Annotated in this window: 24 protein-coding genes; 16 read left to right on the top strand and 8 right to left on the bottom strand. The window is 61.7% G+C overall.

Annotation, left to right across the window (positions count from 1 at the left end):
* Window positions 1-4 precede the first annotated feature (4 nt).
* From OIM99_RS02450 to OIM99_RS02430, 5 genes are all read right to left on the bottom strand, one after another.
* The gene (locus OIM99_RS02450) at window positions 5-2,425 is read right to left on the bottom strand and encodes a TonB-dependent siderophore receptor (RefSeq protein ID WP_311848727.1); all 2,421 of its coding nucleotides are present in this window, start codon (window positions 2,423-2,425) and stop codon (window positions 5-7) included.
* Window positions 2,426-2,518: 93 nt separating this feature from the next.
* Entirely contained in the window at window positions 2,519-3,457 is a 939-nt protein-coding gene (locus OIM99_RS02445) for a FecR family protein (RefSeq protein WP_311848726.1), read from the bottom strand.
* Between the two features lie 112 nt (window positions 3,458-3,569).
* Window positions 3,570-4,217, bottom strand: coding sequence for an RNA polymerase sigma factor (locus tag OIM99_RS02440; protein WP_311848725.1), 648 nt, complete (start codon window positions 4,215-4,217; stop codon window positions 3,570-3,572).
* Between the two features lie 8 nt (window positions 4,218-4,225).
* The gene (locus tag OIM99_RS02435; RefSeq protein WP_311848724.1) at window positions 4,226-4,783 is read right to left on the bottom strand and encodes a cytochrome b; all 558 of its coding nucleotides are present in this window, start codon (window positions 4,781-4,783) and stop codon (window positions 4,226-4,228) included.
* Window positions 4,780-5,514, bottom strand: a complete 735-nt coding sequence (locus OIM99_RS02430; protein ID WP_311848723.1) for a RibD family protein — start codon at window positions 5,512-5,514, stop codon at window positions 4,780-4,782. The genes OIM99_RS02435 and OIM99_RS02430 overlap by 4 nt, the downstream gene beginning before the upstream one ends.
* Window positions 5,515-5,729: 215 nt before the next feature.
* Between OIM99_RS02430 and ribA the strand changes: the two genes are divergently transcribed.
* The 5 genes from ribA to OIM99_RS02405 all read left to right on the top strand — a co-directional run bounded on the left by ribA (window position 5,730) and on the right by OIM99_RS02405 (window position 15,195).
* Window positions 5,730-6,866, top strand: a complete 1,137-nt coding sequence (gene ribA, locus OIM99_RS02425; protein ID WP_409371459.1) for a GTP cyclohydrolase II RibA — start codon at window positions 5,730-5,732, stop codon at window positions 6,864-6,866.
* A gap of 4 nt (window positions 6,867-6,870) precedes the next feature.
* The gene (locus tag OIM99_RS02420) at window positions 6,871-9,192 is read left to right on the top strand and encodes a hypothetical protein (RefSeq protein ID WP_311848721.1); all 2,322 of its coding nucleotides are present in this window, start codon (window positions 6,871-6,873) and stop codon (window positions 9,190-9,192) included.
* A gap of 68 nt (window positions 9,193-9,260) precedes the next feature.
* Window positions 9,261-10,412, top strand: coding sequence for a CaiB/BaiF CoA-transferase family protein (locus OIM99_RS02415; RefSeq protein WP_311848720.1), 1,152 nt, complete (start codon window positions 9,261-9,263; stop codon window positions 10,410-10,412).
* Between the two features lie 412 nt (window positions 10,413-10,824).
* Window positions 10,825-12,036, top strand: a complete 1,212-nt coding sequence (locus OIM99_RS02410) for an efflux RND transporter periplasmic adaptor subunit (protein WP_311848719.1) — start codon at window positions 10,825-10,827, stop codon at window positions 12,034-12,036.
* 12 nt (window positions 12,037-12,048) lie between these two features.
* Window positions 12,049-15,195: a multidrug efflux RND transporter permease subunit gene (locus OIM99_RS02405; protein ID WP_311848718.1), complete on the top strand. Its 3,147-nt coding sequence runs from the start codon at window positions 12,049-12,051 to the stop codon at window positions 15,193-15,195.
* A 36-nt stretch (window positions 15,196-15,231) separates the two neighbouring features.
* On the opposite strand, the gene OIM99_RS02400 is transcribed toward OIM99_RS02405, so the two are convergent.
* A complete protein-coding gene (locus OIM99_RS02400; protein WP_311848717.1) occupies window positions 15,232-15,822 on the bottom strand; it encodes a methyltransferase domain-containing protein in 591 nt (196 codons plus the stop codon).
* A complete protein-coding gene (locus tag OIM99_RS02395; RefSeq protein WP_311848716.1) occupies window positions 15,819-16,751 on the bottom strand; it encodes an oxidoreductase in 933 nt (310 codons plus the stop codon). Before OIM99_RS02395 ends, OIM99_RS02400 begins: the two co-directional genes overlap by 4 nt.
* Before the next feature lie 44 nt (window positions 16,752-16,795).
* Here OIM99_RS02395 and OIM99_RS02390 point away from each other — a divergent pair, with 44 nt between their 5' ends.
* A complete protein-coding gene (locus tag OIM99_RS02390) occupies window positions 16,796-17,470 on the top strand; it encodes a TetR/AcrR family transcriptional regulator (protein ID WP_311848715.1) in 675 nt (224 codons plus the stop codon).
* A gap of 15 nt (window positions 17,471-17,485) precedes the next feature.
* Here the strand turns inward: OIM99_RS02390 and phnF are convergent, their stop codons facing one another.
* Complete coding sequence (gene phnF, locus OIM99_RS02385; RefSeq protein WP_311848714.1) at window positions 17,486-18,235, bottom strand: phosphonate metabolism transcriptional regulator PhnF; 750 nt, start codon at window positions 18,233-18,235, stop codon at window positions 17,486-17,488.
* A gap of 106 nt (window positions 18,236-18,341) precedes the next feature.
* Between phnF and phnG the strand changes: the two genes are divergently transcribed.
* The 10 genes from phnG (at window position 18,342) to phnD (OIM99_RS02335) (ending at window position 25,609) form a co-directional block, all read left to right on the top strand.
* Window positions 18,342-18,800 (top strand): phosphonate C-P lyase system protein PhnG, encoded by a 459-nt coding sequence (gene phnG, locus OIM99_RS02380; protein ID WP_311848713.1) that lies wholly within the window; start codon window positions 18,342-18,344, stop codon window positions 18,798-18,800.
* Window positions 18,800-19,405, top strand: a complete 606-nt coding sequence (gene phnH, locus OIM99_RS02375) for a phosphonate C-P lyase system protein PhnH (RefSeq protein ID WP_311850328.1) — start codon at window positions 18,800-18,802, stop codon at window positions 19,403-19,405. Before phnG ends, phnH begins: the two co-directional genes overlap by 1 nt.
* A gap of 3 nt (window positions 19,406-19,408) precedes the next feature.
* The gene (locus OIM99_RS02370; protein WP_311848712.1) at window positions 19,409-20,509 is read left to right on the top strand and encodes a carbon-phosphorus lyase complex subunit PhnI; all 1,101 of its coding nucleotides are present in this window, start codon (window positions 19,409-19,411) and stop codon (window positions 20,507-20,509) included.
* Window positions 20,506-21,384: an alpha-D-ribose 1-methylphosphonate 5-phosphate C-P-lyase PhnJ gene (locus OIM99_RS02365; protein ID WP_311848711.1), complete on the top strand. Its 879-nt coding sequence runs from the start codon at window positions 20,506-20,508 to the stop codon at window positions 21,382-21,384. Before OIM99_RS02370 ends, OIM99_RS02365 begins: the two co-directional genes overlap by 4 nt.
* Window positions 21,384-22,202, top strand: coding sequence for a phosphonate C-P lyase system protein PhnK (gene phnK, locus OIM99_RS02360; protein ID WP_311848710.1), 819 nt, complete (start codon window positions 21,384-21,386; stop codon window positions 22,200-22,202). Before OIM99_RS02365 ends, phnK begins: the two co-directional genes overlap by 1 nt.
* A 3-nt stretch (window positions 22,203-22,205) precedes the next feature.
* On the top strand, window positions 22,206-22,913 hold the full coding sequence (gene phnL, locus OIM99_RS02355) for a phosphonate C-P lyase system protein PhnL (RefSeq protein ID WP_311848709.1): 708 nt from the start codon (window positions 22,206-22,208) through the stop codon (window positions 22,911-22,913).
* Between the two features lies 1 nt (window position 22,914).
* The gene (locus OIM99_RS02350) at window positions 22,915-23,613 is read left to right on the top strand and encodes a DapH/DapD/GlmU-related protein (protein WP_311848708.1); all 699 of its coding nucleotides are present in this window, start codon (window positions 22,915-22,917) and stop codon (window positions 23,611-23,613) included.
* Window positions 23,614-23,729: 116 nt separating this feature from the next.
* Window positions 23,730-24,578, top strand: coding sequence for a phosphonate ABC transporter ATP-binding protein (phnC, locus tag OIM99_RS02345; RefSeq protein ID WP_311848707.1), 849 nt, complete (start codon window positions 23,730-23,732; stop codon window positions 24,576-24,578).
* 34 nt (window positions 24,579-24,612) lie between these two features.
* Window positions 24,613-25,152 (top strand): phosphate/phosphite/phosphonate ABC transporter substrate-binding protein, encoded by a 540-nt coding sequence (gene phnD, locus OIM99_RS02340; RefSeq protein WP_311848706.1) that lies wholly within the window; start codon window positions 24,613-24,615, stop codon window positions 25,150-25,152.
* Entirely contained in the window at window positions 25,049-25,609 is a 561-nt protein-coding gene (gene phnD, locus OIM99_RS02335; protein WP_311848705.1) for a phosphate/phosphite/phosphonate ABC transporter substrate-binding protein, read from the top strand. Before phnD (OIM99_RS02340) ends, phnD (OIM99_RS02335) begins: the two co-directional genes overlap by 104 nt.
* The last annotated feature ends 26 nt before the right edge of the window (window positions 25,610-25,635 follow it).

The raw sequence follows: 25,635 nt of genomic DNA, 5'->3' as shown, positions 1-25,635 counted from the left end.
GGGTTCACCACTTGTAGGTCAGCGTGCCGATCACGGTTCGGCCCTGGCCGAGATAGCAATAGCCCGCGTTGCAGACACTGGCCTGCTTGTCGGCAATGTTGTTGGCGGCGACCGAGGCGCTGAGGCCGGCGAGCTGCGGGTTCGACTTGCCGAAATCGTAGCGCAGCACCGCGTCGAACAGCGTGTAGGCGTCATTCTTGGCGGTGTTGGCATTGGAGGTCCAGGTGTCGCCGACGTAGCGGACGCCAAAGCCCGCGCCGAAGCCCGCGAACGGTCCGGTTTGAACATTATAGTTCAACCAGAGCGAGGCGACATGGCGCGGCGTTACCGCGGGAATCTTGCCGTATTCGCTGGCAACCGTGGTGTTCGTAATCTTGGCGTCGGAGAACGTATAGGCCGCGACGGTATCGAAGGAATCCGTCAAGCGTGCGCGCGCTTCAAGTTCGATACCGCGTACTGTTACCTCTCCGACGGAGACATAATAGGGCAGCCCATTGACATAGCCGCCGAGTTTCGGCGCGTTCTTTTCTTTGAGCTGATAGGCGGAGAATGTCAGCAGCATCCGCCCGTCACCGGGCTGGTACTTCACGCCGGCTTCGATCTGCTCGCCTTTCGAGGGCGCGAGGATCGCGCCGCCGGCACCTTGGCTCGTGACCGGCTGGAAGGAGGTAGCATAGCTTGCATAAGGGGCGATGCCATTGTCGAAGAGATAAAGCAGACCGGCGCTATAGGTGAAAGCATTGTCCTTGCGCGCGCCTGTGACCGCGCCGGTGATCTGATTGTTCTGCGTGCGGTCGGTCCAATCCTGGCGGCCGCTCAATGCCAGGCGCCAATTGCCGAAGCTGATCTGATCCTGGACATAGACACCGACCTGTTCCTGCCGCGAGCGCGAGCGGGTCGTGTAGGCCGGCGTCGGCCCCATAAAGCCGTAGACCGGATTGAGGATGTTCAATGCATAGGCCGGCACGACGCCGCTGTAGCCATAGGCAAAGCGCCAGAGATTGTAGTCGTAGTTCACGCCCAGGAGCACCTTGTGGGCGAGGGGACCGGTGCGGAATTTGGCCTCGAGATTGTTGTCGACCTGAAAGCTGGCGAGCCGGTCGCCAACCGCCGCGGCGCCGCGATCGTAGATGGTCGGAGTGGCGCTATTGAAGCTGCCGGTTAGATAGCGCGATTCAGCTTCGATGGCGCTGTAGCGGACTTTCTGGCGGAAGGTGAAAACCTCGTTGAACTTATGCTCGAGGCTGTAGCCGATTTGCCCTTGCTTCTGCTTGAGATAGTCATAATTCGGGTCGCTGGCGCGCATTTTGAGAACACGGCCGTTCCAGTTGAGCGCGGCGGCGCTCGAATCCGTTTCGTCCTGTTGATAGAGCGCGTAGATCGTCAACGACGTTGCCGCCGTCGGCCGCCAGGTGAAGGACGGCGCGATCATCATACGTTTGTCGGCAATGTTGAAATTGGTGTTGCCATCACGTCCCAGTCCGACGACGCGGTAAAGCATGGTCTTTTCGGGGTCGATCGGCCCGCCGATATCGAATGCGCCCTGCAACCGGCCAAAGGTGCCGCCTTGTAAGCTGATCTCGCGAATGGGCGTGTCGGTCGGCAGTTTGGAACGGCGGTCGATGAGGCCGCCGGGCACGCCCTGGCCATAGAGCACGGAAGCCGGGCCCTTGATGATCTCGACGCTTTCAAGCCCATAAGGCTCGGTGCGGAACGTGGTGAAGCCCGCCGGGAACTGTTTGAGCCCGTCACGGAAATCGCCGAGCGTCGTCGTTGGGAAGCCGCGAATGTAAATCTGGTCGAAGCGCGGGTCGAAACCGTAACCACCCGTGGTCGTGCCGGCCGAGTAGCGCACCGCATCGGCCACATTGGTGACGACGCGATCGTCGAGTTCCTGCCGGGTGATCACGCTGATCGAACGTGGCGTTTCGATCAGCGGCGTGTTGGTCTTCGATCCGGACGCACTGTTGCGCGCGACATAACCGATCGTCTCGCCGCGACCCGTGACATCGATGATGTCGAGCGTGATCGCCTCCGAGGGGATCGCACTGCTCGCGCCCGACGTGGACGCGTTCGCGGAGGTGATCGTCACCGTGCGCGGTCCGGTCATGCGATAGCTTAGTCCGGTTCCCGCCAGGAGACGCGCCAAGCCCTGTTGCGGCGTGAAGTTCCCGTTGAGGCCGGGGCTGCGCAGACCGCGCGTGGCGACGCCACTATAGACGAGCTGGAGCCGTGCGGCATCGGCGAAACGGTTGAGCGCTTGCGCGAGCGGGCCGGCCGGAATCGCGAAACCGCGCAGCGTATCAGCGGCCGGTTGCGGGGACTGGGCGAAAGTTGCTTTCGGGAGGGCCAGCCCGACGAGCATGGTCGTCGTGCTCAGAGCCAGCATCAACGGCAAGCGCCGCCCTTCGTTCAAGATACGCATCCCCATCTCCGGTCAGTCCAGGACCTTGAGACAGGCCCGTTATGGCTGTGACGACGGTGGGGTTCAAAACAGGAGGTCGAGCACCAAAAAAAATCAACGATGCAGAAGCACGAGGTAGCGCGTGAGCCGCGTCGAGTGCAGGCCGAGCGAAGTTTCGAGCGCGTCGACCACGGCGAGCGGATCTCCCGTCGAGAAGACGCCGCTGACACGATGCGAGCGGATCGCGGGATCGATAATCTGCAGGCGCCCGCGATGGTAGCGATTGAGTTCGTCGATCACCTCTCCAAGGGGGCGATCGACGAAGATCAGCTTGCCGCGTCGCCAGGCTGTCAGCTCGTCGATATCGACGGGTTCCACGGGGCCGAGGCGACCATGCGCGTAACTGACGGCTTCTCCAGGCGAGACGGTGACGGTTCCGGTGGCGTTCGCGGGATAGCGAACCGCGACGCGGCTTTCGACGACGGCAACGGTCGCGCCGTCGTCTTCATCTCGAACCGTGAAGGCAGTCCCCAAGGCTTGCGCCGTGCCGCCTTGCGTTTCCACCGTGAAAGGACGCCCGGCATCCTTGGCCACCGTGAACAGCGCTTCGCCACGCAACAGCCGGATACGGCGCTCGCTCGTATCGTAAGCGATGGCAATGGCGCTATCGGTATTGAGTGTGACGACGGAACCGTCCGCGAGCGTCACCTCGCGCGTTTCGCCGACGGCGGTCGCGGCATCGGCTTGCCAAAGCAGAAACCAGCCGCTTTGCGGGATGATCAGCGCCAGCACAATGGCTGCCGCGAGCGCGGCACCGGCCAGGCCGGTGCGGCCGCGCCAAACAGGCGGGCGGGCAGGGAGAGGGGTCTTAGGACGCGGGATCGTGCCGAGCGCCACCCAGGTCGCGGCAAGCTCCTCGTAGGCGCGGCGATGCGCGGGTACGGCGAACCAGAGCTGGAATTGGGCGTCTTCCTCTGCGCTCAGTGCGCCAGCGTCACGGCGAAAGTACCACTCCGCTGCTTCCTGCCGTGCCACTTCTTTATTTTCCACCATCGCCGGGGCGTCCCGCGAGAACCGAATCCGTCTGCTCCTATAGCACGGGCTCAATGCTGTGACGCTTCAGCCGCTTGGAACAGGAGCTTCTCGCCAGAAAAATTTGAAAGGGTCAGCCGTTTTCGCTCAGGCGCTTCATGCAGTGAAGGGCGGCGGTGCGCAGATGCTTCTCGACCATGTTGCGCGAGATACCCATGCGTTGAGCAATCTCCTCTTGGGAGAGGTCGTCGAAGCGGCGCAGCACGAAGCACTCGCGACAACGTGGCGGCAATTCTTCCACCGCCTGCCTCAGCAGAAGCAATCGCTCGCGCGAAATGATGGTGCGCTCCGCATCCGCCGTTTCATCGACGATATCGGCTTCGCTTTCGATGGGGACCGCACGCTCGCGTTGTTGCTGGCGCTGATGATCGACAACGAGATTGGAGAGGATGCGATAGAGAAAGGCACGGGGATTGGTGAGCTTTGCCGTCTCTAGGCGGGTGAAGCGCAGGCAGGCTTCCTGCACGAGATCTTCCGCCGCCGGCGCGCCACGAAGCCTGCGGCGCGTGAAGCGCTGCAACTCGTCATAATAGGCCTCGATGATCCGCGAAGGCGTGAGGAAAAACGTATCGGACATGGCACCCAAAGCGGCGAGCCGCGCATGTCGTCCTATAGCTACCAGCGTAATTGCTTGCAATATCAATAGTTTAGAATTATTCAAAGAAGTCGGAGGTGGCGCCTGCAACGTCTTGAATCCACCTCGCATCTCGCGTGGTGACACGCGGAAATTTAGTCCGAGCGCCGCTGCGGCAACATGCGCCAGATGAGATCGTTACGATCGATGATCGTGTGTTTCAGCGCGCCCGCGATATGGGCCAGCACGAGAATGGTCATCAGGATGCCACCCATCTTATGGATGGTCGACAGCACTTCGTAGGTCTTGTCGCTCTGCGGCATCAGATGCGGCAGCGTGAAAAGCCCGAACACCGAAACGTCGACCCGATAGGCTGAGGTCATCAGCCAGCCGAGGATTGGCATGACGATGATCAACAGATAAAGCGTGTGATGCACGGCGGTGGAGGCGATCCGTTCCAGCCGCGAAAGCTCGGGATAGGGCGGCGGCGCGCCGCGGCTTTGCCGCACATAGACGCGCCAGACCGCCAGCGCGAAGATCAAGACACCAAATGAGCGATGCAGGTCGAAAAGCTGGTTCTGCAATGCGCCTTCCGGCAGGCGCCCCATGACGATGCCGGCAGGAATGACGAAGAGGATGCAGGCGGCGATGATCCAATGCAGCCATTTCGCCGTGGGGGCATAACGGGTGGGCTGGCTTCCAGTCACACTCATGGCTTTGCTCCTTGATCGGCGGATTGATCGGCAAATCCGTCGGCCTGCGCGGCGTTTGATCGTAGATCACAATCGAACAGAACGTCGCCGTCGCTAAAGGCGAAGGTCTGGACGCGGGGCCGGCGCGCGTCGGCGAGCCGGGCCAGGGGCGCGAGATCGAGCCCGATCCGGCCCGATCCGATGATTAGGGGCGCGATCATCACATGCAACCGGTCGAGCGCGTCCGCGTCCAAAAAGGCTGATAAAAGCCGGGACCCGCCTTCCACGAGGACGCGCCGCAGCCCCCGTTCGGCGAGCAGTTGGACGATCTGTCTTGGATCGAAGGGGGCATCGCCCGGCGGCTCGAAGGCCAGCACCTCGTCGCATTCGACCGGCGCCTTGCCCGTTGGGCTGAGCGCCAGGCGCAGGGCACCATCCGGCGCTAGCCAGCGGCCACCCGGAATGCCGCGTCCCGAAGGATCGATGACGATCCGGGCCGGATTTTTACCATCACAGAAGCGGACGGTGAGCTGCGGGTCGTCGGCCACCAGGGTGCCGGCCCCGATCAGCACCGCATCGACGCTGGCGCGCAGCCGGTGTAGGTGGGCCAAAGCGGCTTGGCCATTGATATATTTGGATTCGCCGCTGGCGGTCGCGATGCGGCCGTCAAGCGATTGGCCGATCTGGCCTAAAACGATCCGGTCGGCTCGCCCAACGGCCGCCAGAATCTGTTCGTAGTCATGGTCGGTCATTCTTCGAGAACCAGTCCCTTCTTTCCAGGTTCTTGTTCAAGTCCTTGCTCAGGTCCCTGGCCGGTCCCTACCCGGATCGTGATCGCATTCATTGGCTGTTCAGGGATTTTCTGGAGAATCCTCGCTATATAAGCTATTGAAATGTCAACTTGCGCAACTAGTTCATGGCCAGCGCGTTTGAAAGTGCCGCGAGTTTATACGTAACGAGGATGCGCGTGTCTGACATTAAGAGCCTTCTCCGACCGGACCGGGATTTCGCCTCGATCGCCGTCGAGCGGGCTATTTCCGAAATTCGCTCTGGCCGACCGGTGCTGATCCGCGCTGGGCGATCGCTGGCGATCGCCGTCGGCGTCGAAGGGCTGGATGATGGCGCCGCGCATCTGCTCGAAAGCCTGGCGCGTGGTCGGGCGCGGTTGGCGCTGACGGCGCCACGCCTGAAGAAGCTCGGCTTCGATCGCTCTGGTCCCGGCGTGATCGCTTTGCCGCTGATCGACGTCAAACGCATTCAGACACTCGCCATGGAAATCGGCGCCCGTTACGACGCGCCGGCCGCCCATCTGTCCAAGCTCGACAAGGCGGCGATGGAACTCGTGCGCCTGTCACTGGTGGCGCCCGCCGTGGTCGTCGTGCCGGTGGCGGCGAAGTCGATCGCCGGCACCATGCTCGCCACCGTCGATGCCAGCGCCATCGAAACCTATCGCGCCCACCAGGTCACCGAACTGTCGATCGTCAGCCGCGCGCCCGTGCCGCTGGAAGGCGCGCCGGAGACCGAATTCGTCGTCTTCCGCGGCGGCGAGGGTTTGCGCGATCAGGTCGCCGTGATCATCGGCAAGCCCGATCTGTCGAAGCCGGTGGCGGTGCGTCTGCACTCGGCCTGCCTGACCGGAGATCTCTTCGGCAGCCTGAAATGCGACTGCGGCGATCAATTGCGCTACACCGCGCGGGCGATGGCGGAGAATGGCGGCGGCATCCTGCTCTATCTCGATCAGGAAGGACGCGGCAACGGCTTCTCCAACAAGATGAAAGCCTATTATCTGCAGGCGCATGGCTTCGACACCTATGATGCCGACGAAGCCTTGGGTTTCGGCCATGATCAACGCCGCTTCGATTTCGCCGCCGACATGCTGAAGCAGCTTGGCGTCAAATCCGTGCGCATCATGACCAACAATCCGGTCAAGATCGCCGCTCTGGAAGAGGCGGGCCTCGACGTTGCCGCCGACGAGCGCATCATCGGTCGCATGAACGATCACAATGTCCGCTATCTCACGTCCAAGCGTGACCGCGCCGGCCATTTGATCGATGCGGATCAGCTTACGGTCCAGCCCACGGTTCATGGTGTCAGCAAAGACTGACCGCATGAATTCCTCTCATCGTCCGGCGTCGCAACCGGCCCATCCCGCTTGGCACTATGGGCTGGCGATTCTGGCTTTTGCCATCGGCTCGCTGGTCTTCGCCTGGCCCTGGCTGTTCGGTGGTTGGACGATTCCCTGGGATGCCAAGGCGCATTTCTATCCGCAGCTCGCCTTCCTCGCCCGTTCGATCCACGAAGGACAGTTGCCGTTCTGGACGCCGAACGTTTTCGGGGGGCATCCGCAGATCGCCGATCCGCAATCGCTGATCTTCTCGCCGCCTTATCTGCTGCTCGCCCTCCTGTCGCCGGCGCCGAGCTTCGCCGCTTTCGATGGCATGCTTTTCTTCATGCTGTTTGCCGGCGGTGTCGCCATCATCCTGCTGTTCAAGGATGAGCATTGGCATCCGGCCGGCGCCACTGTCGCGGCTTTTGCCTTTGCCTTCGGAGCGTCCAACGCCTGGCGCATCCAGCATGTCGGCCAGGTGCTGTCCATGGCCTGGTTCGCCATCGCGCTTTGGCTGTTGCTGCGCGCCTTGCGCCGTCGCTCGGCCTTTTATGGCGCTTTGGCGGGACTGGCTGCGGGTCTCATGATCATCGATCGCGATCAGGTTGCGCTGCTCTGCGCCTTGCTGCTCGCGATATTCGCCGCATGGCGGCTGATCGAGAATGACGGCGAAAGTCTGGGCCGGCGTTTATGGTCCGCGCTGCCGGCGCTGCTGGCGGGCGCGATCACCGGCGTGATCGTTATCGCCGTGCCGATCGCCTTCACGCTGGCTTTGGCCGAACAGTCGAACCGCGCGGTCATCGATTTTGCTGGCGCCGTCCGTGGCTCTCTGCCGCCACCATCGTTCTTCACCTTGATCAGCGCCAATCTCTTCGGCACCGATGGACCGCTCGCCGCTTATTGGGGGCCGCCGGTGTCGGAGGTTTGGGGCGCGAATGATCTGGCGCTCGCCCGCAACATGGCCGACGTCTATCTCGGCGCTCTGCCTGTCGTCGCCATCCTGACCTTCGGTCTTGTGCGGGGCGGCATCTTTTCGCGCGACATTCGTATGTTCACGGCCGCGGCTGTTTTGATGACGCTCTACGCGCTCGGCGGTTATACACCGGTGTTCGAACTGCTGTTCAAAATTCCAGGTTCCGACCTGTTCCGCCGCCCGGCCGATGCGACGTTCCCCTTGGGCGCCATGCTCGCCATCGTCGGTGGCTATCTGGTGCATCGCCTGGCAACGGCCGAGCAGGTCTTGTCGCGACGAGCTATCGCCATGGGTGCGGCACTAGTTGCCGTGGCATTTCTTGCCTGTGTTGGCATCGCCTTCGATAAAGGCCGGCTGGCGCAGGCGACGCAGCCTTTGATATGGACGGCACTGTGTCTGTTCGGCGCTCTCGTGTTGGCGATGATCATGCGGCCGCTGGCGCGCAACACCTTCGCCTGCATCGCCCTTGTCGCCGTGTTCATGACGGCGGACTTGCGTCTCAACAATGGGCCGAATGAATCCACGGCTTTGCCGGCCCAGAATTTCGAGGCGCTCGTTCCCGGCAGTAACGACCCGACACTGGCCTTCCTGCGGCAAAAACTGGCGGAGAACCAAACGCCCGATCGACGCGATCGTGTCGAGCTTGCCGCCATCGATTTCCACTGGCCCAATGCCTCGCTGTCGCAGAACATCGATCATTGGCTCGGTTACAATCCGGTGCGTTTGAAATGGTTCGCCGATGCGACCGGCGCCATCGATCATGTCGCCATTCCCGATCAGCGTCGCTTCGCGCCCCTGTTCGCGTCCTATCGCTCGCCCATGGCCGATCTGCTCGGCATTCGCTACATCGCCACCGGCGTGCCGGCCGAGCAGCTCGATAAAAATCTCAAAGCTGGCGATCTGATCCCGCTAACGCGCACCAAGAACGCCTACATCTACGAAAATCCCAGAGCCCTGCCGCGCGTGCTCTTCGCCACCACGGCGCGCAAAGCCGATTTCGCCGCGATGATCGAGAATGGGCAATGGCCCGACGTCGACTATCGCTCGACCGTTCTCCTGGAAAATCCGCCTGAAGCCGTGATGGCCAAGGCGCCAGGATCGGGCCGCATCGTCAGCTATCGCAACACCGAGGTCGTCATCGAAGCGTCCTCGCCCGAAGGCGGCTGGCTGGTGCTCAACGATGTCTGGCATCCCTGGTGGCAGGTTGAGGTAGATGGCGTGCCGGCGCCATTGTTGCGCGCCGATGTGATCTTCCGCGCCGTCGAACTGACGCCCGGCCAACATCAGGTGCGTTTCGTCTTCCGTCCCTTCGCCGGCCTTTGGGCGCAGTTGAGGGGCCGCAGCCTGTAGAGTGTCGCGATAGACCTGCTTGCGCTCGTCTCTCCTGTCATAGAAAAAAGACGGAGCAGGGAGCGGATATGGAACAGGAAGCGGCAAAGGATCTCGACGGCATTCTGGTGGTGTCCATCGAACAGGCGGTGGCGGCGCCCTATGCATCGGAAAAATTGGCGGATGCTGGCGCACGGGTGATCAAGGTGGAGCGGCCGGAAGGCGATTTCGCCCGTGGCTACGATCGCTATGTGAACGGCGAGAGCGCTTATTTCGTCTGGCTCAATCGCGGTAAGCAGTCGATCCGTCTCGATCTGTCGCAAGAGCGCGACAAGGCCGTCTTGCGCCGCATGATCGCCAAGGCCGATGTCTTCATTCAGAATTTGGCGCCCGGCGCCATCGCACGCCTCGGCTTCGCGCCGGAGGATTTGCGTAAGGCCTATCCGCGTCTCATCACCTGCTCGATCTCAGGCTATGGCGAGGAAGGACCGTTCCGCAACATGAAGGCTTATGATCTGCTGGTGCAGGCGGAGAGCGGCTTGTCGGAGATCACCGGCAACACCGCGGGCCAGGCGCGGGTCGGCGTTTCCGTGTGCGATATCAGCGCCGGCATGACAGCGGTGCAAGCCATTCTCACGGCGCTTTACGCGCGCGAGCGCACCGGCCAAGGCCGGCATATCGCCGTTTCCTTGTTTCACGCGCTGGCCGATTGGATGAATGTGCCGTTCCTGCAATTCACCTATGGCGGCTATACGCCTGAACGCTCCGGCCTCAATCATCCGACCATTGCGCCTTATGGCGCTTATACCTGCGGCGACGGCAAGGCCGTGCTCTTTTCCATTCAGAACGAACGTGAATGGGTGTCTTTCTGCGAAACGACGCTGGGGCAGCCGGAGGTGGCGGTCGATGCGCGTTTCAATTCCAATCCGGCGCGGGTGGCGCATCGCGCCGAGCTCGATGCGATCATCGGCCGCCTTTTCCAGGCACATCCCCGGGAAGGCGTGGTCGAACGGCTGCAAAAGGCCAAGATCGCCTATGGCCGCGTCAGCACCATGGAGGATCTGGCGGCGCATCCACAGAACAGGCTGATCGACGTGATGACGCCGGCCGGCGTGATTCGCATGATCGCGCCGGGCGCTCTGCACGATGGCGAGCCACTTTATGCCGGCGCGACGCCAGCCCTGGGTCAGGACGATCACGCCCTGCGGGCAGAGTTCGACGGGATGACCTCCAAGCAATAAGAGGCTGATCTCGCAATTATTTTCGTATCAATCACAGTAGAATTAAATAATAAAAGTAATTTAAGAATATGCGGCTTGTTTTGTACAGGTATTTCTGCCGATTGGCGCGCGCACGAGATAGGTCTACGCTTCGGAAATCTCACGATATATGTATATTTACGGTGATAAATATACAGATATTACTGAGATTTAATACACTTAAGGCTTGGATTACATATTTGTGATTTTCTTCGCAGGCCGGCCCATGTTACAAATTGTGCAATGCGATATGAATGTGTGCATCGCAATATAGATCGGCCGCAGTGCAGTGAGCCGACTTCGCCGAGAAAATCTTTGGCGCGCCAAACTGTTGCCCTATCCCGCCGGTAGGCCTGTCGTGTTGCGATGCAATTGGGGACATTAGGAGCTTTTGATGACAGCCCGCTGTCGTGCATTCTTTCTTGTGGCCGTTTCTCTGTCGGCTCTCGCCCTCGCCGGGTGCAATGAGCCGCAGCCGGCTCAAACGGCCGAAGTCAAGGCAGTGCCGCAGGTCGCTGTTGTTACCGTGGAGCCATCAGCACGTTCCTTCGTGCGCGAACTGCCGGGCCGGGTCACTCCGGCCCGTATCGCAGATGTGAGGGCGCGCGTCGCCGGCATCGTCGTGGCGCGCACCTTTACCCAGGGCGCCGACGTCGAAGCGGGCGAAGTTCTTTTCCGCATCGATCCGGCGCCGTTCGAGGTCGAACTGTCGGCGGCCAATGCCGCTCTCGCCAAGGCTGAAGCCGCCCGGCAGCAGGCCGAAGCGCAGGTCGGCCGCGTCAACAAGCTGGTCGCCACCAGCGCAGCCTCGACCGTTCAGCAAGAGACCGCCGTCGCCACCTGGAAACAGGCGGAAGCCGACGTGGCCGCGCGCCGCGCCGATGTGGCGCGGGCCAAGCTCAATCTCGAATATACGACCGTGCGGGCGCCCATTAAGGGCCGCGTCGATGCGGCTCTGGTGACGGAAGGCGCGCTGGTCGGCCAAGGTGAGGCGACCCGCCTTGCCACCATTCAGCAGCTCGATCCCATCTATGCCGACTTCACCCAATCGGTGACCGAACTGCAGCAGCTGCGGCGCGATCTGGCCGACGGCACCTTGGAAAAGGTTGCCGCCGACACCGCCAAGGTGCGGCTCGAATTCAGCGATGGCACGGCTTACGAACATCACGGCAAACTGCTATTCTCCGGCGTGACGGTTGATCCGACCACCGGCCAAGTGACTTTGCGTGGCGAATTCGCCAATCCGAAGCGTGATCTGCTGCCGGGCATGTATGTGCGCGTGCAGATCGAGCAGGGCATCGACCATGACTCGATTGCCGTGCCGCAGCAGGCCGTGCAACGTGACGATGTCGGCAATGCCTATGTCTTCGTCGTCAACTCCGAGAAGCGTGTCCGCATTCAGCCGGTCCAGGTTGGCTCGGCCTTCGAGGATAATTGGCTGATCATGGACGGGTTGAAGCCTGGCGATCAGGTGGTGGCGGAAGGCTTCCAGAAATTCGTGGTCGGCGACGCGGTCGATGCCAGCCCTTGGCAATCGCGGCTTGCCCGCGCCACCAATACTGGCCAGCAACCCACGACCGTTTCCACGACCGGCGCCGTACGGTAGCCGAGCACATCCATGGCACGCTTCTTTATCGATCGGCCGATCTTCGCGGCTGTCGTCGCCCTGTTCATTTGTCTGGGCGGCCTTCTCTCCCTGCCATTTCTGGCGGTGGCGCAATATCCCATCATCGCGCCGCCGTCGATTTCCATCAGCACCAGCTATCCGGGCGCGACGCCGGAAAATCTCTACAACAGCGTCACTCGCCTGATTGAAGAAGAGCTGAATGGCGCCAACGGCATTCTGAACTTCGAATCGACCAGCGACTCCCTGGGACAGGTCGAAATCATCGCCAACTTCGTGCCGGGCACTGATTCCAGCATGGCGGCGGTGGAAGTGCAGAACCGCATCAAGCGCGTCGAGGCGCGCTTGCCGCGCGCCGTCATCCAGCAAGGCATCCTCGTCGAGGAAGCTTCCAGTGCCGTGCTGCAGATCATCACCCTGCGGTCCACCGACGGCAGCCTCGATGAAGTCGGTCTCGGCGATTTCATGGTGCGTAACGTCATCGGTGAAGTCCGTCGTATTCCTGGCGTCGGCCGCGCCACGCTGTTCTCCACCGAACGCTCGCTGCGCATATGGGTCGATACGGAAAAGCTGATCGGCTACAATCTGACGTCAGCCGACGTCACCCGTGCCATCGAAGCGCAGAACGCGCAGGTCGCCTCCGGTAGCGTCGGCGCCGAGCCGAGCCGAAATTCGCAGCAGATTTCCGCCCTCGTCGTCGTCAAGGGCCAGCTGTCTTCGCCGCAGGAATTCGGCTCCATCGTGCTGCGCGCCAACGCCGATGGCTCGACCGTGCGTCTGCGCGATGTCGCGCGCATCGAAGTGGGCGGCATGGGCTATCAGTTCACCACCCGGCTGAACGGCGAGCAAAGCGCCGGTCTGTCGGTGTTGATGTCGCCGACGGGCAATGCGCTCGCCACCGCCAATGCGGTGAAGGCGAAAATGGAAGAGCTGTCGCGCTTCTTCCCTGACAACATCAAATACGACATTCCCTATAACATCACACCGGTCATCGACGCTTCGATCAAGAAGGTGTTGATGACCCTGGCCGAAGCCATGGTGCTCGTCTTCGCAGTGATGTTCATCTTCCTCCAGAACATCCGCTACACCATCATTCCGACCCTTGTGGTGCCGGTGGCGTTGCTCGGCACATGTATGGTGCTCTTGCTCGCCGGCTTCTCGATCAACGTGTTGACGCTCTTCGCCATGGTGTTGGCGATCGGCATTCTCGTCGACGACGCCATCGTTGTCGTCGAAAACGTCGAACGCATCATGTCGGAAGAAGGCTTGCCGCCCAAGGAGGCGACACGCAAGGCCATGGGCCAGATCACCGGCGCTATCGTCGGCATCACCTTGGTGCTGATCGGCGTGTTTATTCCGATGGCCTTCTTCCCCGGCTCGGTCGGCATAATCTACCGCCAGTTCTCGGTGACCATGGTGGCCGCCATCGGCTTCTCGGCTTTGATGGCCCTGTCGCTGACGCCGGCGCTATGCGGCACGCTGCTGAAACCCGTGGCCGCCGGTCATCATCATCGTGGCGGCGTCTTTGGCTTCTTCAACCGCACGGTCGATGGCGCCAAGACGCGCTATTCCTCCTATGTGCGTTGGGGCCTGGCGCGCACTGGCCGCCTGATGGTGATCTATCTGGCGCTGACGGTGGCCATGGCCTGGGGCTTCATGCGTCTGCCCGCCGGCTTCTTGCCGGTGGACGATCAGGGCTTCATCACCACCGACGTGCAGACGCCGTCCGATTCGGCCTTCGGCCGTACGCGCGACGTCATCCAGACGGTCGAGGCCTATCTGAAGCAGCAGCCGGCGGTCGACAACGTCACCTTCCTCACCGGCTTCAGCTTCCTCGGCCAGGGCATGAACACGGCGCAGGCCTTCATCACCTTGAAGGACTGGTCGCAACGCCCGGCCGATCAGTCGGCCGAGGCCGTGGTCAATCGCATCAATCGCGATCTGGGTTCGATCAAGGATGCGAAGATCAACGCCCAGCAGCCGCCGCCGATCGACAACCTCGGCAATTCCTCGGGCTTCAGCTTTCGTCTGCAGGATCGTGGCCAGCGCGGTTATACGGCGCTGATGCAAGCCAAGGATCAGGTGTTGGAGGAATCGAAGAAGAGCCGCATCGTCCGCGATGTCTTCGTCGAAGGCCTGCCGCCCGCGCCGCAGCTCGAACTCGTGATCGATCGCGAGAACGCCGGCGCCTTGGGCGTTACCTTCCAGGACATCAACGACGCGATCTCGACCAATCTGGGCTCGGCCTATATCAACGACTTCCCCAACCGCGGCCGCATGCAGCGCGTCATCGTGCAGGCCGATGTGGAAGGCCGCATGCAAGCCAATGACATTCTGGGCTTCAACGTTCGCAATGCCCAAGGCAAGCTGGTTCCGTTCTCCTCCTTCGCTTCGGTGAAGTGGTTGACCGGCCCGACGCAGCTCGTCGGCTTCAACTACTATCCCTCCGTGCGCATGAGCGGCACGGCGCAAGCGGGCTTTACCAGCGGTGACGCCATCCGCGAGATGGAACGCATCGCCGGCACTCTGCCGCGTGGCTTCGGCTTCGAATGGACCGGCCAGTCGCTACAGGAAAAGCTCGCCGGTGCGCAGGCGCCGCTGCTGCTCGCCCTGTCGGCACTGGTGGTCTTCCTTATCCTCGCGGCGCTCTATGAGAGTTGGACGATTCCGATCTCGGTTCTGCTCGTCGTGCCGCTTGGCATGTTGGGCGCGGTTCTGGCCGTGACGACGCGCAGCATGCCAAACGACGTCTATTTCACCATTGGTCTGATCACGATTATCGGGCTGGCGGCGAAGGACGCGATTCTGATCATCGAATTCGCCAAGGATTTGCGCGCCCAAGGCAAGGCGCTGGTCGAGGCGACCGTGGAAGCCTGCTTCCTGCGCTTCCGTCCGATTCTGATGACCGGTTTCGCCTTCATCTTTGGCGTAGCGCCGATGGTGATCGCGACGGGCGCCAGCTCGAAGAGCCAGCAGGCACTGGGCACCGGCGTGATCGGCGGCATGATTTCGGTGGTGGTCCTGGCGCTGCTGTTCGTGCCGATCCTGTTCGTCTTCATCCAGGCGTGGTTGACGCGCCGTGGTCGCACGGAGATGGCGCAGTTCAAACAGTCATTGGCCCCCGAAGCGACGGCCGAATAATCAGAGGGGACCGGCGAGAGCCGGTCCCCTTCGCTTTTACGGGTTGCCTGTCGGAAAGGGCGCTCGCCGCGAAATCCGATAAACCGCTGCCGGTGGCAGATTGCAGTAGGTGCCGCCGATGCGCGTGGCTTTCAGATCGAGCCGATCGAGCAGCGGGCGCGGCACCGGGCAGCGCGGACCATAGGTGAATTGATAGAACGAGCCGCCGGGCTTCAAATGCGTGAACGCGCCGGCAAGGATCGAGATGACCTTGCGCGGGCGCATGGACAGCAAAGGCAGGCCGCTGACGACAGCGCCCAGCGATGTGCTCTCTAACTGATCGCAGCGTCTCAGCCGCGCCGCATCCATGGTTAGAACACGGGCTTTTGGAAACCGCTGATCTAGCAAAAGGGCAAACTCCGGCCCGTTCTCGACGAGGGTCAAGTTGCTTTCAAGGACGCCGCGCGCCAGAAGCGCACGGGTGAACACGCCGGTGCCGACGCCCAGTTCAAGCACGGGGCCGGTGGTGGCGGAGATTTCCGACGTGATGAGATCAGCCAGCGCCTGACCCGATGGCGTGATCGAAGCCACACGCAAAGGGGCCGACAGCCAAGCCTGGAAGAAGGGCAGGATGTCACTCGCACTCATACAGAAGTCTCCGTTGCAAAAGAGGGTTTGACGCCCGTGAGCCGTTCCGAAAGCGTCCAGAGTTTCGCTGCGACCTCGGGATCGCGGGCGCTCGCGATCGGTTGCACCACGGTCGGATAGCCCTTCATCTCGTTGCGGCCATCGGGTCCGATGAATTGGCCGCTTTCGGCTTGCGGCGCGGTGGCGGCGTAGAGCTGCGGCAAGGCACCCATTTCCATGCTCTGCGCCATAAAACGGTTGCCGATGCGCATGAACAGGTTGAGCAGGCCCGTCGGGCCGCTTGTTTGCAGATTGGTCGCTGCATAACCTGGATGAGCCAGGAGACTGCGGACAGGCAGGCGCGCCGCGCGCAGACGCCGGTCGAGCTCCAGCGCGAACAGCACATTGGCGAATTTCGATTGCGCGTAAAAGGCGATGCGGCCGTAGGTCTTCGCGCCATCGAGATCGTCGAAGTGAATATGTCCGCGTCGATGCAGATCCGACGAGACGGTGACGACGCGGCTCTCCTGTCTTTTGGCCAGCGTTTCAAGAAGCAGGCCGGTCAGCGCGAAATGCGCCAGATGATTGACGCCGAATTGCAGCTCGAAGCCTTGGCCGGTGAGCGTGCGTGGTGGCATCATCACGCCGGCATTGTTGATGAGGACGTCGAGCGGAACCTTGTCGTCAATGAGCTGTCGGGCAAAGCTTTTCACCTGATCGAGATCGGCGAGGTCGAGCCGTCGCAGTTCGATGGAGGCATTGGGCACGGCGACGCGGATGCGGGCGAGGGCGTCTTCGCCTTTCGCGGGGTCGCGCGCCGTCATCAGCACATGGGCGCCTTTGCGGGCCAGTTCCAGGCTGGTGACGAAGCCCAGCCCGCTATTGGCCCCGGTCACCAGAACGGTGCGGCCGCTCTGATCAGGTATGGCCTGTTCTGTCCATTTGCTCATCGCATCTTCCAGATCGATCTGAACACTGATAAGATCGTCATGACATGGAATCTAAACACTGTATAGATGGCATCATTGCGGCGCTGAAAAAAAAGGCCCGGCCTGGGCGGGCCGGGGAGCGCAGGGGCTATCACCATGGCGATCTGCGCGCGGCGCTGATCCGCGCCGCTGAGGAACTGCTGGCCGAGCGTGGTGCTGAAGGCTTTTCGCTCCGCGAAGTGGCCCGCCGTGCCGGCGTTTCGCCTGGCGCGCCGGCCCATCATTTCAGCAGCGCGGCTGGGCTTCTCACCGAAATCGCCATTTCAGGTTTCGATCAGCTTGCCATAGATCTGCAACGCGCTGCCGAAGGCAACGTTTCGCCGGCCGAACGGCTGCAAGCGCAAGGCATTGCCTATGTACGCTATGGCCTCAAGCAGCCGGGTCGCTTCCAACTGATGTTTCGGCACGATCTTCTGTTGCCGGACGACGATCGCCTGCATGTGGCCGGCAAGACGGCGATGAAGGAACTGGAAGAAACGGTTCGTCTCTACAGGGCGGGGCAGGGGCGTCCCGTTGACGACGCCGAAGTCATGCGGCTTTGCTTGGCGATATGGTCCATGGTGCATGGCTTTCTGCAACTGACCTTGGACGGCAAATTCACCGCTCTGGCTCCCAATGGCTCCATCGATGCGTTCGTCGTCAGCGAACTCCCGACGATCATCAAAGCCACCTGGCCATAGTGTCCCCCACAAACATCATCGTGTCGGCCGCGCCGTCTCGATGGTGAGTTCCACGCGATCGGCGGGAAAACGGGTGAAGGAAAACTGGATGGGAACGCCGTCCGGATCGACGTTGAGCGCCCGCGTGACGATGACGATGGCGCCGGGCGACAGTTGCAACTCTTCCGTATCGGCTTCATCGGCATGGCGCGCTTCGACGCCGGTGGACGCACGCAGATAATCCGCGATGCCCAAACGGGCGAGCGAAGCCGTGACCGATTTCGTTTCGCGATAAATATCGACGATCGTTGGAAAGCGGTCCGCGCTGAACCAGGATGTAGCACGCGAAACGGGCAGGCCGTCGGCGATGCCGCGCATTTCCAGGCGCAACACATCGGCGCCTGCGGCAAGGCCAAGCGCTTCCGCCACTTCGGGCGAAGCCGCTTCGCGCGCATAATCGAGAAGTTCCGTCTGCCGGTCGCGCGTCTGCTGGCCAAAGCCTGAGGAAAAGCGCGTGCGGGCGCCGATCGGATAGACCAGCCGCTTGCGACGGCGCACGAATGTGCCGCTGCCTTGCACCGAATGCAGCACGCCTTCATGCGCCAAGGCCGAAATCGCCGCGCGCACCGTGTGGCGATTGACGCCAAAGCGTTCGGCCAGCTCGCTTTCTGGTGGCAGCCGGCCGTTGTCGTCGACCAGGCCATTGGTCAGACCCGAGCGAATTCCATCGGCAATCTGGCGCCAAAGCGCGACGCCGACGCCGCGCTGCAAACCGGCTCTCTGCACTTTTTCAACTCCCTTTCGACGCGCTGTCACGCCGTCGTCATCAAGACTCGGTACGTAAAGATATCTTGTCTATTTGTCTATATCAATAGACAAATTTGGAGCTTACATGAGCCTGGACATCATCCCCCACCCGCGCAGGGACCGCATGGCGATCCTGGCGCGCAGCAACGGCGGCAGGCTGCGCGACCTCTGGTCCACGCTGGGTCTCGATCCCGCCTACAAATCCGTGCGGGGCCCTGAAGCCGGCCTCGTCATGCTGCGTGGTCGCGTGGGCGGCACCGGCGAGGCGTTCAATGTCGGGGAGGCCACGGTCACTCGCGCCAGCGTCAAGCTGGAAGACGGCTCCATCGGCCATGCCATGGCGCTCGGTCGCGACGTTGAGAAGGCGCGCCTGTCGGCGGTCATCGATGCGCTGTGTCAGGACGCGGCGATGGCGACACGGATCGATGCCGCGTTGATCGCGCCGATCAAATCCGAACTCGATGCCGCCGATGAAAAACGTCGCCAGGAAACGGCGGCCACGCGCGTCGATTTTTTCACGATGGTACGCGGAGAGGATCAATGATGGATCAGGCCGCTACATTGGACGGCGGATTCGCCGATCCCGTTTTCAACGCGCAATCGGCATTCCGCGTGATCATGGATGCGATGGCGCGGCCGGGCCATGTGCTCGCCATTCTGGCGCATGCCACGCCGCCGGCGCCGCTGAGCGCGATCGCCGGCACGGTTGCCTGCACATTGCTCGATGTCGATACGCCGTTCTGGCTCGATCCGGCCTTGGCGAATTCGGCGCTGCAGTCCTGGCTCACCTTCCACACTGGTGCTCGTGTCGCGGCAACGCCAGCCGAAGCGCATTTCGCGCTCGTCGGCGATCCCAAATCGATGCCGCCGCTCGAACATTTCGCTTTGGGTTCGCACAATTATCCCGATCAATCGACGACGCTGATCCTGCAAGTGGACAGCCTCGATGGCGGCGCGCCGCTGGCCTTCGCGGGACCCGGCATCAAAGGCCGCAAGACCATTGCACCGCAAGGCCTGCCAGCGGATTTCACCGTGCAATGGCGCGACAACGGAGAACGTTTCCCCTGCGGTGTCGATCTCATTCTGACGAGTGCCGAGGCCATCGCCTGTCTGCCACGCACCGCGCGCCTTGTCGAATTGGAGAGCTGAGCCATGTATGTTGCTGTCAAAGGCGGCGAAGCCGCGATCGACAATGCCCATCGGCTCCTCGCCGATCGCCGGCGCGGCGACCGTTCGGTGCCGGCCCTCACTCTCGAGCAGATTGCCGAGCAATTGGCGCTTGGTGTCGATCGGGTGATGAGCGAAGGCTCGCTCTATGATCGACGACTGGCGGCGCTGGCGATCAAGCAGGCGCGCGGCGATATGATCGAAGCGATCTTCCTGCTGCGTGCCTATCGCACCACGTTGCCGCGCTTCGGCCATAGCGAACCGATCGATACCGGTTCCATGCTGGTCGAGCGCCGCATCTCCGCCTGCTACAAGGATCTGCCCGGTGGCCAGCTTCTCGGGCCGACGTTCGATTACACCCATCGTCTGTTGGACGAAGAGCTCGATGGCGATCCGGCGATCGAGGCCGGCGACAAGCGCACCGATCCTCAGGAGCCGGTCACCCGCATCGCCGATATCCTCGGTGCCGAAGGGTTGATCGAGGAAGATGAGGCTGGTTTTGGCGAGCCCGGCGACATCACTGAGACGCCGGTCGAATTTCCACTGTCGCGCGCCATGCGCTTGCAATCCCTGTCGCGTGGTGACGAAGGCTTTCTGCTCGCGCTCGGCTATTCGACCCAGCGCGGCTATGCCCGCTCTCATGCCTTCGCCGGCGAAATCCGCATCGGCGAAGTCGAGGTCGAAATCTTCATGCCGGAGCTGGGCTTCGCCGTTCCGATCGGTCGCGTGCAATTGACCGAATGCCAGATGGTCAATCAGTTCAAGGGCTCGGCCAAGGTGCCGCCTCAGTTCACCCGCGGCTATGGCCTGGTGTTCGGCCTAGCCGAGCGCAAGGCGATGGCGATGGCGCTATGTGACCGTGTGCTGCGTGCCGAAGAGCTGGGCGAGGACATTGTCGCCCCGGCCCAGGACCAGGAATTCGTTCTGTCCCATTGCGACAACGTGCAGGCGACCGGCTTCGTCGAACATTTGAAACTGCCGCATTATGTCGACTTCCAGTCGGAACTCGGTTTGGTGCGAACCATGCGGGCCGAGCACAAAGCCGCGAATGACGTCGCTTTCGAAGCCAAGGAGGCGGCGGAATGAACCAACATCACCGAGCGGCCAACTACAATTTCGCCTATCTCGACGAACAGACCAAAAGGATGATCCGTCGCGCCATTCTGAAGGCGATCGCGATCCCCGGCTATCAGGTTCCTTTCGCCAGCCGCGAAATGCCGATGCCCTATGGTTGGGGCACCGGCGGCGTGCAGGTGACGGCTTCGATCCTGGGACCCGACGATGTCCTGAAGGTGATCGACCAGGGCGCCGACGACACCACCAATGCGGTGTCGATTCGCAAATTCTTTGAACGCGTTTCTGGCGTCGAGACGACGACGAAGACAGCGGACGCCAGCATCATTCAAACGCGCCATCGCATTCCGGAGGAATCGCTGACCGAAGGGCAGGTGCTGGTCTATCAGGTGCCGATCCCCGAACCGCTGCGTTTTCTCGAACCGCGCGAGACCGAAACGCGCAAAATGCATGCGCTGGAAGAGTATGGCCTCATGCATGTGAAACTGTACGAGGACATTGCCCGCAACGGCCATATTGCCACCACTTATGCTTATCCGGTGAAGGTCGAGGGTCGCTATGTCATGGACCCGTCGCCGATCCCGAAATTCGACAATCCGAAAATGCACATGTCAGAGGCCTTGCAGCTCTTCGGTGCCGGCCGCGAAAAGCGCATCTATGCGCTGCCGCCGCACACCGAGGTCGTCAGCCTCGATTTCGAGGATCACCCCTTCGAAATTCAGAAGTTCGACAAACCCTGCGCGCTCTGCGGCGCCGAACAGGTCTTCCTCGATGAAGTGATTCTCGACGATCACGGCAATCGTATGTTCGTGTGCTCCGATACCGATCATTGCGAAAGCCGCCGGGCGGACGGCCACACGGGCGTCACGGCCGAGGAGGCGATCTAATGAACATCGCCGTCTCTCAAATCCACAATCTTCAAGACCGCAGCACCGAACAGCCGCTGTTGTCGGTGCGTGATCTCTGCAAATATTACGGCGCCCGCATGGGCTGCGCCGATATTTCCTTCGATGTCTGGCCGGGCGAAGTGCTGGCGATCGTCGGCGAGTCCGGATCCGGCAAGACCACTCTGCTCAATTGTATTTCGACGCGTCTGGAACCTTCATCCGGATCGGTGACCTATCGCCGGCGCGACGGCGCCATGCCCGATCTCTATGCGCTGAGCGAAGCCGAACGTCGCTATCTGCTGCGTACCGATTGGGGCTTCGTCCATCAAAACCCGGCCGATGGCCTGCGTATGAGCACGTCGGCCGGTGCCAATGTCGGCGAACGGTTGATGGCCGTAGGCGGCCGTCACTATGGCCGCATCCGCGAAACGGCGATCAACTGGCTCGACCGCGTCGAGATCAGCGCCGACCGGATCGATGACCAGCCGCGGTCCTTTTCAGGCGGCATGCGTCAGCGCCTGCAAATCGCCCGCAATCTCGTCACCGCGCCAAGGCTCGTCTTCATGGACGAGCCGACCGGCGGCCTCGACGTGTCGGTGCAGGCGCGTCTGCTCGATCTGCTGCGCGGCCTGGTCAACGACCTCAATCTGGCCGTCATCATCGTCACCCACGATCTCGCCGTCGCACGGCTTCTGTCGCATCGCATGATCGTCATGAAGGACGGTCGCGTGGTCGAACAGGGGCTGACGGACCGGCTGCTGGACGATCCGCAGGCGCCTTACACGCAGCTCCTCGTCTCCTCGATTTTGCAGGCCTGACCCATGTCGCACGCTCTCGTTGCCACGGGCATCGTCAAAACCTTCACCATGCATCTGCGCGGCGGCATCGAATTGCCGGTCGTCACTCACGCGGCGTTCACACTCACCGCCGGGCAATGCGCGGTTCTCGGCGGGCCGTCGGGTGCGGGCAAGAGTTCGATCCTCAAAATGCTCTACGGCAATTATGCGGTGAATGCGGGCAGCATTCTCGTTCGCCATCATGGCGAAGACGTCGATCTGGCGACGGCCGGCCCGCGCAAGATCCTCGAGATTCGGCGCGATACCATCGGCTACGTCAGCCAGTTCCTGCGCGCCATGCCGCGCGTCAGCGCTCTCGACATCGTCACCGAACCGCTGGTCCATCGTGGCGTCGATCGGGAAAAGGCCGCACGGCGCGCGTCCGATCTCCTGCATCGTCTCAATCTGCCCGAGCGCCTGTGGCATTTGCCACCGGCAACGTTCTCGGGCGGCGAGCAGCAACGCATCAACATCGCGCGCGGCTTCATCACCGACCATCCGATCCTGCTGCTCGACGAGCCCACCGCTTCGCTCGATGCCGTCAATAGGGCTGTGGTCGTCGACATGATCGCCGAGAAAAAAACCGGGGGCACCGCTTTGCTCGGCATTTTCCACGATGCCGACGTGCGCACCGCCGTGGCCGATATCGTGATCGATGTCACCCGTTTTTCCCCCGACAAAAAGGCCGCCTGATATGCCGCGCCTCTCCATATCGCCATTGATCCATCCGACCGTCCGCGTCGAAAACTGTCAGCTCGGCCGTTACACCGAAGTGGCGGAAGGCGGCCGTCTGACCGAAACCATGCTCGGCGACTATTCCTATGTGATGGAGAATTGCCAGAGCTGGTGCGTCACCATCGGCAAGTTCGCCAATATCGCGGCGTCGGTACGTCTCAATGCGACCCATCATCCGATGTCGCGCGCCACGTTGCACCATTTCACCTATCGCGCTTCCGACTATTTCGAAGACGCCGAATACGAAGAAGATTTTTTCGCCGCCCGGCGCGCCAAGCGCATCACCATCGGCCACGATACATGGATCGGCCATGGCGCGACCGTTCTGCCCGGCGTCACCATCGGTAATGGTGCGGTGGTGGGTGCCGGAGCCGTGGTCACCAAGGATGTCCCTCCCTACACGATCGTAGGCGGCGTCCCGGCCAAGATCATCCGTCAGCGTTTTTCCGACCGAATTGCCGATCGCATGCAGGCGCTCGCCTGGTGGGATTGGTCGCATGACCGCCTGCACGCCACCCTCGATGATTTCCGTAATTTAACCGCCGAAGAATTCCTCGAAAGATATGAAAACAGTGCATCAAATCAGCCTTCTGTGAACGATCATCAAACTGACATAACAGCGACAAGCGCCCGTCATGTCGCGCGCTTAGCCGAATAGAGGCTCGGCTTGAATGGCCGGAATTCAGGTCTCCCAAATGGTGATGACCGCAGTCGATAAACCCACATCGCCCAGAACACTCCGTCGTCTTCGGACCCAAGCTTAGGAGCGACTTCATGGACGCCATTTCTATTCGTAATCTTTCAAAGACGTTCGGCAAGAAACGCGCGTTGGACGACATCAGCCTGGACATCAAGAAGGGCGAGATGGTCGCTCTGATCGGTGCATCCGGCTCCGGCAAGAGCACGCTCATCCGGCACATCTGCGGCCTTGAAACCGCGCAAGCCGGCCAAAGCACCATCGAAATCCTCGGCAGCCCGATGCAGCGCGGCGGACGCCTGGTGGCGCGAGCGCGCGAAATGCGCCGCAATATCGGCGTCGTCTTCCAGCAGTTCAATCTGGTTGGCCGCCTCTCGGTTCTCTCTAATGTTTTGCTGGGCAATCTCGGGCGCATTCCGATGTGGCGCGGCACCTTGGGCCTGTTCACCGCCGAGGAGAAGCGCCTGGCGCGCGAAGCCCTCGCCCGCGTCGGCATTGCCGAAGTGGCCTGGCAACGCGCCTCGACCCTTTCGGGCGGTCAGCAGCAACGCGCCGCCATCGCCCGCACGCTGGTACAACGTTCGAACATTCTGATCGCCGACGAGCCGATCGCTTCGCTCGATCCCTCATCGGCCCGACGGGTGATGGAAGTGCTGGCGACGATCAATCGCGAAGAACAGATCACCTGTATCGTCTCGCTGCATCAGGTCGAATATGCCCGCCGCTATTGCCCGCGCACGATCGCTTTGCGTGACGGCCGCATCGTTTTCGACGGCCCTTCCTGCGAACTGACCAATCAATCCTTGATGGAACTCTACGGCGCCAATTCCGAGGAACTGATCCTGCCGGAGATGCCGGCGCCCGCAGCTCCGTCCAACCCGTTCGGCCAACCGCTGATTCCAACCGGCGCGTTCGCCACCGCCTAGTCTGTCGTCAATCAAAAAACAGGGAAGCCAAGCCATGACGTTTTCATTCAAGACTATAGCGGCGCTCTCCGTCGCTTTGACGCTCACCGCCACGGCCTATGTTCAGGCCGAGGAAATCAACTTCGGAATCATCTCGACGGAATCGCAGCAGAACCTGCGGCCGAAGTGGGAGCCCTTCCTCGCCGATATGAAGCGCGAGACCGGTCTCGACGTAAAACCCTTCTTCGCGTCCGACTATGCGGGCGTGATCGAAGGCATGCGCTTCGGCAAAGTGCAGATGGCCTGGTATGGCAACAAGTCGGCCATGGAAGCGGTCGATCGTGCCGATGGCGAGATTTTCGTGCAGAGCGTCAGCTCCGACGGCAGCCCCGGCTATTGGTCGCTGATCCTGGTGCCCAAGGACAGCAAGCTCGCCACGCTCGATGATCTGCTGAAATGCGACAAGACCCTGAACTTCGGCCCTGGGGGATGTGAACTCCACCTCCGGCTATCTGGTTCCGACCACCTTCGTTTTCGCCGCCAAGGGGATCGACCCGAAGCAGTGCTTCAAGAACGTCACCAACGCCAACCATGAGACCAATGCCATGGCGGTGGCCAATGGTCAGGTGAACGCGGCCGCCAACAACACCGAAAATCTGGCGCTGATCGAAAAGAACAATCCCGCCGCTTTCGCCAAGCTGCGCATCCTCTGGAAGTCGCCGTTGATCCCCTCCGATCCGATCGTGTGGCGCAAGAATCTGCCGGAAGCGACCAAGGAAAAGATCCGCAATTTCTTCCTCACCTATGGCACGGACAAGTCGAAGGGTAATGCGGCCAAGGAACGTGAAATCCTGACGGCCCTGCAATGGGCGCCGTTCAAGGCCTCGACCAATGATCAGCTGCTGCCGATCCGCGTGATGGAATTGACCCGGACCATCGCCAAGATCGAAGCCGACAGCAAACTCTCGGCCGAAGAAAAGAAGACCCAGCTCGACAAGCTGCGGACCGAAAAGGCCGATTACGAAGCGCGGATCAAGAGCTCGCAGAGCTAACGTTGTTGAGGCAAGCCGGCCACCCG

Source organism: Methylocella sp. CPCC 101449 (assembly GCF_031921685.1).
GTDB lineage: Bacteria > Pseudomonadota > Alphaproteobacteria > Rhizobiales > Beijerinckiaceae > Terripilifer.
The sequence above is the reverse complement of the archived record's forward strand: the minus strand, read 5'-3'. Positions and strand labels throughout refer to the sequence as shown.

Bases quoted from the DNA above. Each gene is read 5' to 3' on its own strand.
- OIM99_RS02450 (WP_311848727.1), bottom strand. From the start codon at position 2,425: ATGCGTATCTTGAACGAAGGGCGGCGCTTGCCGTTGATGCTGGCTCTG.
- OIM99_RS02445 (WP_311848726.1), bottom strand. From the start codon at position 3,457: ATGGTGGAAAATAAAGAAGTGGCACGGCAGGAAGCAGCGGAGTGGTAC.
- OIM99_RS02435 (WP_311848724.1), bottom strand. From the start codon at position 4,783: ATGAGTGTGACTGGAAGCCAGCCCACCCGTTATGCCCCCACGGCGAAA.
- OIM99_RS02430 (WP_311848723.1), bottom strand. From the start codon at position 5,514: ATGACCGACCATGACTACGAACAGATTCTGGCGGCCGTTGGGCGAGCC.
- OIM99_RS02420 (WP_311848721.1), top strand. From the start codon at position 6,871: ATGAATTCCTCTCATCGTCCGGCGTCGCAACCGGCCCATCCCGCTTGG.
- OIM99_RS02415 (WP_311848720.1), top strand. From the start codon at position 9,261: ATGGAACAGGAAGCGGCAAAGGATCTCGACGGCATTCTGGTGGTGTCC.
- OIM99_RS02410 (WP_311848719.1), top strand. From the start codon at position 10,825: ATGACAGCCCGCTGTCGTGCATTCTTTCTTGTGGCCGTTTCTCTGTCG.
- OIM99_RS02405 (WP_311848718.1), top strand. From the start codon at position 12,049: ATGGCACGCTTCTTTATCGATCGGCCGATCTTCGCGGCTGTCGTCGCC.
- OIM99_RS02400 (WP_311848717.1), bottom strand. From the start codon at position 15,822: ATGAGTGCGAGTGACATCCTGCCCTTCTTCCAGGCTTGGCTGTCGGCC.
- OIM99_RS02395 (WP_311848716.1), bottom strand. From the start codon at position 16,751: ATGAGCAAATGGACAGAACAGGCCATACCTGATCAGAGCGGCCGCACC.
- OIM99_RS02390 (WP_311848715.1), top strand. From the start codon at position 16,796: ATGGAATCTAAACACTGTATAGATGGCATCATTGCGGCGCTGAAAAAA.
- phnG (WP_311848713.1), top strand. From the start codon at position 18,342: ATGAGCCTGGACATCATCCCCCACCCGCGCAGGGACCGCATGGCGATC.
- phnH (WP_311850328.1), top strand. From the start codon at position 18,800: ATGGATCAGGCCGCTACATTGGACGGCGGATTCGCCGATCCCGTTTTC.
- OIM99_RS02370 (WP_311848712.1), top strand. From the start codon at position 19,409: ATGTATGTTGCTGTCAAAGGCGGCGAAGCCGCGATCGACAATGCCCAT.
- OIM99_RS02365 (WP_311848711.1), top strand. From the start codon at position 20,506: ATGAACCAACATCACCGAGCGGCCAACTACAATTTCGCCTATCTCGAC.
- phnK (WP_311848710.1), top strand. From the start codon at position 21,384: ATGAACATCGCCGTCTCTCAAATCCACAATCTTCAAGACCGCAGCACC.
- phnL (WP_311848709.1), top strand. From the start codon at position 22,206: ATGTCGCACGCTCTCGTTGCCACGGGCATCGTCAAAACCTTCACCATG.
- OIM99_RS02350 (WP_311848708.1), top strand. From the start codon at position 22,915: ATGCCGCGCCTCTCCATATCGCCATTGATCCATCCGACCGTCCGCGTC.
- phnC (WP_311848707.1), top strand. From the start codon at position 23,730: ATGGACGCCATTTCTATTCGTAATCTTTCAAAGACGTTCGGCAAGAAA.
- phnD (WP_311848706.1), top strand. From the start codon at position 24,613: ATGACGTTTTCATTCAAGACTATAGCGGCGCTCTCCGTCGCTTTGACG.